This window comes from Yoonia sp., from assembly GCF_030731595.1.
Classification (GTDB): domain Bacteria; phylum Pseudomonadota; class Alphaproteobacteria; order Rhodobacterales; family Rhodobacteraceae; genus Yoonia.
Window position 1 is genome coordinate 1 of sequence record NZ_JANQTS010000130.1, and the last position, 9724, is coordinate 9724.

12 protein-coding genes are annotated in these 9724 nt (G+C 59.4%); 4 read left to right on the forward strand and 8 right to left on the reverse strand.

Features of this window, described 5'->3' with window-relative positions; translation table 11 throughout:
- Positions 1–162, forward strand: a 162-nt coding sequence (locus NWQ23_RS15380; protein ID WP_306167281.1) for an alkylphosphonate utilization protein, incomplete at its 5' end; no start/stop codon positions are given.
- Between the two features lie 79 nt (positions 163–241).
- Positions 242–556 (forward strand): TraR/DksA family transcriptional regulator, encoded by a 315-nt coding sequence (locus NWQ23_RS15385; RefSeq protein ID WP_306167270.1) that lies wholly within the window; start codon positions 242–244, stop codon positions 554–556.
- A gap of 3 nt (positions 557–559) precedes the next feature.
- On the opposite strand, the gene NWQ23_RS15390 is transcribed toward NWQ23_RS15385, so the two are convergent.
- The 3 genes from NWQ23_RS15390 to NWQ23_RS15400 all read right to left on the reverse strand — a co-directional run bounded on the left by NWQ23_RS15390 (position 560) and on the right by NWQ23_RS15400 (position 1908).
- Positions 560–916: a hypothetical protein gene (locus NWQ23_RS15390; RefSeq protein WP_306167271.1), complete on the reverse strand. Its 357-nt coding sequence runs from the start codon at positions 914–916 to the stop codon at positions 560–562.
- Between the two features lie 66 nt (positions 917–982).
- Complete coding sequence (locus NWQ23_RS15395; protein ID WP_306167272.1) at positions 983–1096, reverse strand: entericidin A/B family lipoprotein; 114 nt, start codon at positions 1094–1096, stop codon at positions 983–985.
- A gap of 74 nt (positions 1097–1170) precedes the next feature.
- Complete coding sequence (locus NWQ23_RS15400; protein WP_306167273.1) at positions 1171–1908, reverse strand: alpha/beta fold hydrolase; 738 nt, start codon at positions 1906–1908, stop codon at positions 1171–1173.
- A 78-nt stretch (positions 1909–1986) separates the two neighbouring features.
- Between NWQ23_RS15400 and NWQ23_RS15405 the strand changes: the two genes are divergently transcribed.
- Complete coding sequence (locus NWQ23_RS15405) at positions 1987–2355, forward strand: hypothetical protein (RefSeq protein WP_306167274.1); 369 nt, start codon at positions 1987–1989, stop codon at positions 2353–2355.
- Positions 2356–2397: 42 nt separating this feature from the next.
- Here NWQ23_RS15405 and glyA read toward each other — a convergent pair whose 3' ends face one another.
- Positions 2398–3693: a serine hydroxymethyltransferase gene (gene glyA, locus NWQ23_RS15410; protein ID WP_306167275.1), complete on the reverse strand. Its 1296-nt coding sequence runs from the start codon at positions 3691–3693 to the stop codon at positions 2398–2400.
- A 185-nt stretch (positions 3694–3878) separates the two neighbouring features.
- On the opposite strand from glyA, the gene NWQ23_RS15415 reads away from it, so the two are divergent.
- Positions 3879–4643 carry an NAD kinase gene (locus NWQ23_RS15415; protein WP_306167276.1) on the forward strand — a complete coding sequence of 255 codons (765 nt, stop codon included), beginning with the start codon at positions 3879–3881 and terminating at the stop codon, positions 4641–4643.
- On the opposite strand, the gene NWQ23_RS15420 is transcribed toward NWQ23_RS15415, so the two are convergent.
- From NWQ23_RS15420 to NWQ23_RS15435, 4 genes are all read right to left on the reverse strand, one after another.
- Positions 4640–5068 carry a BLUF domain-containing protein gene (locus NWQ23_RS15420; protein ID WP_306167277.1) on the reverse strand — a complete coding sequence of 143 codons (429 nt, stop codon included), beginning with the start codon at positions 5066–5068 and terminating at the stop codon, positions 4640–4642. The genes NWQ23_RS15415 and NWQ23_RS15420 overlap by 4 nt on opposite strands.
- Positions 5069–5154: 86 nt before the next feature.
- Positions 5155–7047, reverse strand: coding sequence for a propionate-CoA ligase PrpE (gene prpE, locus NWQ23_RS15425; RefSeq protein WP_306167278.1), 1893 nt, complete (start codon positions 7045–7047; stop codon positions 5155–5157).
- Between the two features lie 70 nt (positions 7048–7117).
- Positions 7118–7918 (reverse strand): hypothetical protein, encoded by an 801-nt coding sequence (locus NWQ23_RS15430; RefSeq protein WP_306167279.1) that lies wholly within the window; start codon positions 7916–7918, stop codon positions 7118–7120.
- 3 nt (positions 7919–7921) lie between these two features.
- The coding region (locus NWQ23_RS15435) for a phosphate acyltransferase (protein WP_306167280.1) at positions 7922–9724 on the reverse strand (1803 nt) is incomplete at its 5' end.

The following is a 9724-nucleotide window of genomic DNA, read 5'->3' on the forward strand; positions in this document are numbered from 1 at the left end:
GTGCTGATCAAGGATTTGCCGGTCAAAGGTGCGGGCTTTACCGCCAAGCGCGGCACGGCGGTGCGCGGAATTGCCTTGGTGCCTGACAATCCCGCCCATATCGAAGGCCGTGTCGAAGGCCAGCGCATCGTGATCCTGACGGAATTCGTCAAGCGCAAGTAGCGCGCGAAACCATTGACCCAAATCAAGGTCGCCAGTCCCGATCCGCGCCATGCTCCATCCCAACCAAGGAGACTGCGTTATGGATATCACCACCCAAGAACAAGCCCTGCGCGCCCGCCGTGCGGAACTGACGGCCCATCTGGCAGCGGTCGAGGACCAGTTGGATGAGACCCCGACCAAAGATTGGGAGGACCGTTCGGTCGAGCGGCAGGGCGACGAGGTGTTGGAGGCATTGGGCCTGTCCGAATTGAACGAACTCAAGCGGATTGATGCCGCACTGGCGCGGGTTGCGGCAGGGACATACGGGGAATGCCTGCAATGCGGCGAGCCCATTTCCGACGCACGGCTGGCATTGCTGCCGGATGCCGCCCTTTGCAAGACTTGCGCGGTTTAGGGGTCAGCCAGCGATCACCGCCGCCCAAGCCTCGGGATCGGCCTTTTTGAGCCGCGCGAGCGCATCCTCGGCCTCGGCCCGCAGTGCCTCTTTTGCGTCGGCTTTCACCGCTTCGACCTGTTCCACCAGTCCGTCGATTTCGGGCAGGTCGGTGCCTGTCGCCGCGCTGAGCTTTTGCAAGGCTTCCAGCACTTTGCCCAACTGCTTGCCATAGCTCGCCACATCGGTCTGCACCCGCTGTTCGATCGCGGGGCTGCCTTTGATGTCGGGCGACAGAAAACGCGGCGTGATCTCTTGGGTCACGTCACCGGAAAAGGGCGCGCGGAAAATGGGGGACCAGATGTCGAAGGGTGTCAGCATGGCAATCTCCTTGGGGTTCAATCCCCCAAGTTTCGCCGCGCCGCAGCATTTGTGTCAAGTCAGGCGTTACAGCGCGTTGTCGATTGCTTGACCTGCGTTGGTGATATCGCGTCCGACCCCTTGAACGGTTTCGCAGGCGGCAAGGCTGAGGATGGCGGCGATGGCAAGCAGTCGGATCATGTGAAGTCCCTTTCCAGTCGTGTTGTCGTTGAAGTCTAACGCAGATTCCAGATCGTGCAATAACTGCCGCACCCCTAGCCCAGAAAGGCACTGACTGCAGCCTCGAATTCGCGCGGCTTTTCGGCGTGCAGCCAGTGGCCGGCTCCGGGGATCTTGGCGAATTTGGCCGCGGGAAAGAGGGTTTTTATCTGGGGCCGTGCCTCGGGTTGGACATAAGGGGAATTGCCGCCCGACAGGAACAGGGTCGGTCCGTTAAATTGCCCCGCCACATCCGGAAAGCCGATGATCTTGTCCATCTCGGCGCTCAGCACATCAAGGTTCAGCCGCCAGCGTCTTTCTTTCAGGTCAAGGCTTTGCAGCAGGAAATCATCAACGCCGGGGTCAAGCGGGCCTAGCTGGGCCTTGGCTTCGGCCCTGTTGCTGATCGTCGCAAGGTCCACCGCCCGCATCGCAGCGATTGGTCCGTTCTGGGTATGCGTGTAGGTCACAGGTGCGATATCGGCCACGATCAGTCGGTGCACCAGCGCGGGCTGTGTCAGCGCCAGCACCATCGCCGCCTTTCCTCCCATGGAATGGCCCAACACGTCTGTTGGCCCTGTGATCAGGTCTGCCAGATCGGACGCCAGATCATGATAGCTGTGGCTGTCGTACCATGGGCTGCTGGCATGGTTGCGCATGTCGACGGTGATAACGGATCTGCCAGCCGACAGTCGTTTAGCGATCACCCCCCAATTCCGCGCAGAGCCAAAGAGCCCATGCGCGATCAAGAGCGGGGGTCCGGCGGGGCCGTCATATATGACCGTGTTCAACATGCATCTCTTGCTATCCTTCCGCGCCCCGAGGGGCCAGAGCCATTGAGCATGTTAACGCAACCATTTACCGGAAGCGGCATGGCGTTAACGATTGAACAGATGGCAAGTGAGGTGCGTGCAGGCCTGGATTCCAAGCTGCGCGTGCGTGGTCGTTCGCTTGATGCACAGATCCGCAAGGCGGGGCGGTTGCTGCCCCGTGCCGTCAAGCGCGATGCCATTTATCTGGCGCAGGCGCTGCCGCTTGCGGCGAATCCAAAACTGGCGCGGATGATCGATATGGATAAAGCCCGCCAATCGCATCGCAATATTCTGGCGTTTCTTGAGGGGATCGACATGGCCGCCCAGCGGCGCACGGCGGCGCTTAATCTGGTCGCGTCGATTGCTTTTGCCCTGCTGGTGACAGGGATTTTGCTGCTCTTCGTGCTGGTGCAGCGCGGCTTTGTCTAAAGCCGTGGTCGGCCCGGCCTTTCGGCCGGGCGGACCCTTGTTTCAGAGTGCGGGATAAATCGGGAAGCGGTCGCAGAGTGCTTCGACTTCGGCCCGCACTTTGGCTTCAACTTCGCCATTGCCGTCTTCGCCATTGGCGGCCAGACCTTCGGTCACTTCCACGATCCAGTCCGCGATCTGGCGGAACTCGGGTTCGCCAAAGCCGCGTGTCGTCCCTGCGGGTGAGCCCAACCGGATGCCGGATGTCACGGTCGGCTTTTCGGGGTCAAACGGGATGCCGTTCTTGTTGCAGGTGATATGGGCGCGGCCCAATGCCTTTTCGGTGGCATTGCCTTTGACGCCCTTGGGGCGCAGATCGACCAGCATCACATGCGTGTCGGTGCCGCCGGTCACGATATCCAGACCGCCCTTCATCAACTGGTCAGCCAGCGCTTGGGCATTCTTGATCACCTGCTGCTGGTAGGTCTTGAATTCGGGGCGCAGCGCCTCGCCAAAGGCCACGGCCTTGCCTGCGATCACATGCATCAGCGGGCCACCCTGAATGCCGGGGAAAATGGCAGAGTTGAATTTCTTTGCCAGCGCCTCGTCATTGGTCAGGATCATGCCGCCGCGCGGGCCACGCAGAGTCTTGTGGGTCGTGGTTGTCGCCACATGCGCATGCGGGAAAGGCGAGGGGTAAAGGCCAGCGGCCACAAGGCCCGCGAAATGGGCCATATCAACCAAAAGATAAGCGCCGACGCTATCGGCAATCTCGCGCATTTTCGGAAAGTCGATGATGCGCGGGATGGCGGACCCACCCGCAATAATCATTTTGGGCTGGTGTTCTGTGGCAAGGCGCTGGACTTCGTCATAGTCCAGCAGGCTGTCTTGCTGGCGCACGCCGTATTGGATGGCGTTGAACCATTTACCGGACTGGTTTGGCTTCGCACCATGGGTCAAGTGACCGCCTGCATCCAGTGACATCCCAAGGATGGTGTCGCCGGGTTGCAGGAGTGCTTGGAACACGCCTTGGTTTGCCTGAGAGCCAGAGTTCGGCTGGACGTTGGCAAAACCGCAATCAAACATCTGGCAGGCGCGTTCGATGGCAAGGTTCTCGGCGATATCGACGTACTCGCAGCCACCATAGTAACGCTTGCCGGGGTAGCCTTCGGCGTATTTGTTTGTCATGACGCTGCCTTGTGCTTCCATAACGGCAGCAGAGACGATGTTTTCAGAGGCGATCAACTCGATCTCTTTGCGCTGGCGCTTGAGCTCGGACTGGATCGCTGCATGGATCGCCGGATCGCGGGTTTCCAATGTTTCGGTAAAAAAGCCGTCGTCGCGGACTGTGATGTTCATGGGCGCATCCCCCCTAGCAGGTGCCAAAAATAGTCAATTGCGCTCTCTTACCTCAGGTTCGGGCCGTTCTAAAGCATCAAAACGACCATGATCTTTATGAGCGCGTCAGAAAGGTTTCCGATAGCTGTCTTGCGTTTCGGGCCTGATCACCCCACAACTTGCAGGAACTGAAAGGTTTTTGCCCGATGCCGCGCCCCAAGATCGCTTTTGTTGCCAGCCCCGTGCCGATTGCGCAAACTGCTTTGCGCGAACTGGCCGCAGCCTATGGCGATGTGCCGCAAGCCAAGGCAGACGTCATCGTGGCGCTTGGCGGTGATGGTTTCATGTTGCAGACGCTGCACGCGACCCAAGGGCTTGATGTCCCTGTTTACGGGATGAACCGTGGTACGGTTGGTTTCTTGATGAATGAATTTCACGCCGATGACCTCCAACAGCGGCTGGACGAGGCCGAGGAAGAGGTGATCAACCCGCTCGCCATGACCGCGCTGACCGTTGACGGCGCGATGCATGATGCTTTGGCAATCAACGAGGTCAGTTTGCTGCGGGCGGGTCCGCAGGCCGCGAAATTGCGGATTACCGTCGATGGCAAGTTGCGGATGAATGAACTGGTCTGCGACGGGGCGCTGGTGGCGACACCTGCGGGGTCCACGGCCTACAACTACTCCGCCCATGGGCCGATCTTGCCGATCGGGTCGGATGTGCTGGCGCTGACCGCGATGTCCGCCTTTCGCCCCCGCCGCTGGCGCGGGGCGCTTTTGCCCAAAAAGGCGGTGGTGCGGTTTGACGTGATTGACCCTGCCAAACGGCCAGTCATGGCGGATGCAGACGGCAAATCTGTCCGCGATGTGGTGAGTGTCGAGATCAGATCAGAACCCGCGATCCGGCACCGGATATTATTCGATCCGGGGCATGGGCTGGAAGAGCGGTTGATCAGAGAGCAGTTTGCCTAGGTCGGCTCAGAGGGCTGCGCCGCAAGTTTGTTGAAAACTCGCAGCACGTCGTCTTTGGATGCACGGCTCACGTCACCGCGATCCACCTCTTCGCGCGTCCACATCCAGCTTTGCACAGGATCATCCCGCATCGCCCACTTGCCGAACATCCGGTCAGTCACTTCATGACGGACAAGTTCGGTGACCTCGACGTGGCGGTCGTCCTGAATGATTTTTTCGTATATGCGCGCCACACCCTCTGCGGGGCCTTCGAGCATCTGCAGATAGATGTCATCACGGCAGATCAGACAGCCCGTCACGTCCGCCGCAGCGTTCTTTGAGCGCGCTTTGAACAGGATATTGATAAGCGTTCCCGCATCAAAACCAAAGGGGCGTGACGCATAGACAAGCTGCAGCAAGGGCATATGACGGACCAGTTCTGTCAATACAGGATTTCCGCCCCTCAATATCACAGGACGCCGTAGACAGGACCCTGATATGTTTCAGTCACGAAGTCCAGACAGCTCTGCGTTTAGCCCTTCGCATACCCCATCGGGATCAGTGCTGCTTTGATCTCGTCCAGGATTGCTGGGTCATCAATCGTGGCGGGCATCTTGAAGTCCTGCCCATCCGCAATCTTCACCATCGTGGCGCGGAGGATCTTGCCAGAGCGTGTCTTGGGCAGGCGGTCCACAACGGCGACCAGTTTGAACGCGGCCACCGGCCCGATCGTGTCACGCACCCGCTTGACGCAATCTTTGATAATCTGCTCTGGCGTGGTTTCACAGCCTTTGTTGAGGCAGACAAACCCCATTGGCAATTGGCCTTTCAACTCGTCTGTAACCCCGATCACCGCGCATTCACCCACGTCCGGGTGGCCTGCAAGGATTTCCTCCATAGCCCCTGTGGACAGCCTGTGCCCCGCCACGTTGATCACGTCGTCAGTGCGCGCCATGATGTAAAGATAGCCGTCCTCGTCGATCATGCCTGCATCGCCGGTCTCATAATAGCCGGGGAAGGTGGTCAGGTAGGATTTCACAAAGCGATCTTCGGCGTTCCAAAGGGTGGGCAGCGTGCCGGGGGGGAGGGGCAGCTTGACCGCGATGGCCCCCAGTTCGCCGGCTTTCATCTGGTGCCCCGCTTCGTCCAAGATCTGCACGTCATAGCCGGGCATGGCGACGGTGGGCGATCCGATCTTGACCGGCAGCGCCTCGATCCCTGCAGGATTGCCTGCGATGGTATAGCCGGTTTCGGTCTGCCACCAATGGTCGTAGACCGGTACGCCCATCACGCGCTGGGCCCATTCTATCGTATCGGGGTCGGCCCGTTCTCCGGCCAGATACAGCGCACGCAGGCAGGAAATGTCGTAATCCTTGATCATCTCGCCTTGGGGGTCTTCGCGCTTGATTGCGCGGAAGGCCGTCGGTGCGGTGAAGAAGGACCGCACGTTGTGTTCCTGAATGACCCGCCAGAAAGTTGCGGCATCGGGGGTGCCGACGGGCTTGCCCTCGAACACGACGGTGGTGTTGCCGTGGATCAGAGGGGCGTAGCAGATGTAGGAGTGCCCCACGACCCAGCCCACGTCGGAGGCGGCCCAGAAGACATCACCCGGATCGACGTTGTAGATCGCTTTCATCGTCCAGTTCAGCGCAACAAGGTGGCCAGCTGTGGGTCGCACGACGCCTTTGGGTGCGCCTGTGGTGCCGGAGGTGTAGAGAATATAGGCCGGATGGTCGCCTTTGACGGGGACACATTCGGCGGGTGTGACACCTGCCTGAAAGGCGTGCCAGTCATGGTCACGGCCGGGGGTCAGGGCTGCGACCTCTTGTTCGCGCTGGAAAATCACTGTGAAATCAGGCTTGTGGGTCGCCATCTCGATTGCGCCATCAAGAAGTGGCTTGTAATGCACAACGCGGCCCGGCTCGATCCCGCAAGAGCCTGCAATGATCGCTTTGGGCGTCGCATCGTCGATCCGCACGGCCAGCTCGTGGGCGGCAAATCCGCCAAAGACCACAGAATGGATCGCACCAAGGCGGGCGCAGGCCAGCATGGCCTCCAGTGCCTCGGGGATCATCGGCATGTAAATGATGACGCGGTCACCTTTTTCGATGCCCTTTGCACGCAGAGCCCCCGCAAGCGACGCCACGCGCGTTTGCAATTCCGCATAGGTGATCGTGCGTTTGGTATGGGTGACGGGGCTGTCATAGATGATGGCCACCTGATCGCCGCGCCCGTTTTCAACATGGCGGTCGACGGCGTTGTAACAGGTATTGACCTCGGCATCGGTGAACCAGCGGTAAAGCGGGGCCTTGCTGTCATCCAGCGCTTTGGTCGGGGGCGTGACCCAGTCGATGGATTTTGCCTGATCCATCCAGAACCCTTCAGGGTCGTTCCGCCAAGCACCGTAGACATCCGCATAGCCCATGGTCTTCCTCCCTAGATTGCTTGGTTCAGAGTGTTAGGGCCTCCGTGTCGCCCCTGCAAGTCTGAGAGCGCTATCTGTCGTCTGGGCGGGAATAGCGGGTCCAGTAATCTTTGATCCAGCGCACCGGAAAATACCCGAATTTCTCTGGCGATCCCCAACGCTTGAAAGCCCTCTGCGTCATGTCCTCGGGGTTCGGGATCCCGTGAAAAATCACAACATAGGCATCAGGCCGCCGGATCGGGCGGACCAGACCGACAGGGAAATGGAATGCCAGATCTTTCTTGAAGCTCTGCATCCAGCCAATCGGCCAGCTGTGCCGGTCCTTTGCCTTGTGATGAATGAAGTTTTGATCATTCCCGATGGACCGCAAGTCCGCATAGGTCTTGTCTTGAAATTCCTCGAACAGATGATCCTGCGTGCCAGCCAAAAAGCCCACTACCGAAGAGTTTGACCACAACGGCTTGCCAAACACTTTTGGGAACCAGCGTGGCAGCGTATCGGGAATTTCACGAATAATGTGCAAGCCGCCCTGCGCGCGCAAGTGGTCAAACAAGGGGGTCAGGTCACGCAGGACGACGACATCAACGTCCATCATCACAACTGGTGTGCCTGCTGGAAAAAGACCCGGCGCAAAAGCGCTAAGTTTCGGCCACATGCCTTTTGCCCAATCTGACCGGTCAAGCGCGAAATGCGGAAAAGGTCGGGTTTCTATCCCTTCTGCAAGCCCTTCGGCATCATCAGTCATGCAGACAAATCGAAAGGGGCTTTTCATCGTGTCTGTCAGGGCACGAAACAGAATATTGGTATAGCGGCAAGGATACCCTTTGCCCCATTTGAAACAAAGAAAAACGGGGGTTGAGAGATCGGTCATGGCCTATCCATAATGTGTCACAGGCGTACCCGCAACGGCGGACATGTTCAGCAAGCCGCGCGCTGTGATCGAAGGCGTCACGATATGGCAGCGGTTGCCCATGCCCATCAGAATGGGGCCGACCTCAAGCCCGCCCGCCTTCATTTTCAGGATGTTGCGCACGCCAGAGGCCGCATCGGTATTGGCAAAGATCAACGTGTTGGCCGCACCCGGAAGATGGGCTTCGGGGAAAACACGGTTGCGCAAGTCCACATCGAGCGCGCTATCAATATGCATCTCGCCTTCGTAGGCAAAATCACGTGGCACACTGTCAAGGATTTCCATTGCTGCCCGCATCCGCCGCCCGCTGTCACTGTCAAGGTTGCCGAACTGGCTGTGGGAACACAGCGCAATCTTCGGCTCGACACCGAAGCGGCGCACATGGCGGGCTGCGGCAATCACTGACTCTGCAATCTGCTGCGGCGATGGTTCGGGATGAATCTGCGTATCGGCGATAAAGAGCGGCCCATCCTCGAGGATCATCAGCGACAGGGCAGCAATAGGGTGGAAATCCGCATTGCCCAAAATCTGTGTCACATAGTTGAGGTGCCACAAGAACTGGCCGAAGGTTCCGCAAATCAGGCTGTCGGCCTCACCACGGTGAACCATGACCGCACCAATGGCGGTCGTATTCGTGCGCATGATCGCTTTGGCAAGATTGGGGGTCACGCCCTTGCGCGCCATCAGATTGTGATAGGTTTCCCAGTAATCCCGATAGCGCGGGTCGTTTTCGGGGTTCACGATGCTGAAATCGACACCGGGGCGGATTTTAAGACCCGCGCGTTCGCAGCGCCGTTCGATCACTTCGGGGCGGCCGATCAGGATCGGGGTGTCGGTGGTTTCCTCCATGATGGCCTGGCTGGCACGCAGCACGCGCTCGTCCTCGCCTTCGGCAAAGACGATGGTACGGGTCGCGGTGCGGGCGGCATCGAAGACGGGGCGCATGATCATGGCAGATTTGAAGACAGAGCCATCAAGATTGGCTTTATAGGCTTTCATATCCGCAATCGGGCGCTGGGCGACGCCGGTCGCAATCGCGGCACCGGCTACGGCACTGGCAACAACGCCCATCAAACGCGGATCAAAAGGTTTGGGGATCAGGTAATCCGCCCCAAAGGTCATCTGCTCGCCCTGATAGGCGGCGGCGGCTTCGGCGCTGGTGGTGGCGCGGGCGAGGGCGGCGATACCTTCGACACAGGCGATCTTCATCTCGTCATTGATCTCGGTCGCGCCAACATCAAGCGCGCCGCGGAAGATGAAAGGGAAGCACAGGACGTTGTTGACCTGATTGGGAAAATCGCTGCGGCCTGTGGCGATGATGGCATTGGGGTTGGCCGTGCGCGCGGCTTCGGGGTCAATCTCGGGGTTGGGGTTCGCCAGCGCAAAGATGATCGGACGGTCCGCCATCTTGGCGACCATCGCAGGCGTCAGCACGCCCGGGCCGGAGAGCCCCAGAAACAGGTCCGCACCCGCGATCACATCATCCAGCATGGCGGCGGTGGTGCCTTGGGCGTATTCCGCCTTTTGCGGGGTCATGTCCTTTTCGCGGCCGTGGTAGACAAGGCCTTCGATATCGCAAAGCCAGACGTTTTCGCGTTTCACGCCAAGCTTCAGCAGCATGTTCAGACAAGCAATGCCCGCTGCCCCGCCGCCGGTGCTGACGATCTTGATGTCTTCGAATTGCTTGCCCGCAACGAAGATCGCGTTTGTCGCTGCTGCCCCCACGACAATCGCGGTGCCGTGCTGGTCGTCATGAAAGACGGGGAT

Bases quoted from the DNA above. Each gene is read 5' to 3' on its own strand.
- NWQ23_RS15385 (WP_306167270.1), top strand. From the start codon at position 242: ATGGATATCACCACCCAAGAACAAGCCCTGCGCGCCCGCCGTGCGGAA.
- NWQ23_RS15390 (WP_306167271.1), bottom strand. From the start codon at position 916: ATGCTGACACCCTTCGACATCTGGTCCCCCATTTTCCGCGCGCCCTTT.
- NWQ23_RS15395 (WP_306167272.1), bottom strand. From the start codon at position 1,096: ATGATCCGACTGCTTGCCATCGCCGCCATCCTCAGCCTTGCCGCCTGC.
- NWQ23_RS15400 (WP_306167273.1), bottom strand. From the start codon at position 1,908: ATGTTGAACACGGTCATATATGACGGCCCCGCCGGACCCCCGCTCTTG.
- NWQ23_RS15405 (WP_306167274.1), top strand. From the start codon at position 1,987: ATGGCGTTAACGATTGAACAGATGGCAAGTGAGGTGCGTGCAGGCCTG.
- glyA (WP_306167275.1), bottom strand. From the start codon at position 3,693: ATGAACATCACAGTCCGCGACGACGGCTTTTTTACCGAAACATTGGAA.
- NWQ23_RS15415 (WP_306167276.1), top strand. From the start codon at position 3,879: ATGCCGCGCCCCAAGATCGCTTTTGTTGCCAGCCCCGTGCCGATTGCG.
- prpE (WP_306167278.1), bottom strand. From the start codon at position 7,047: ATGGGCTATGCGGATGTCTACGGTGCTTGGCGGAACGACCCTGAAGGG.
- NWQ23_RS15430 (WP_306167279.1), bottom strand. From the start codon at position 7,918: ATGACCGATCTCTCAACCCCCGTTTTTCTTTGTTTCAAATGGGGCAAA.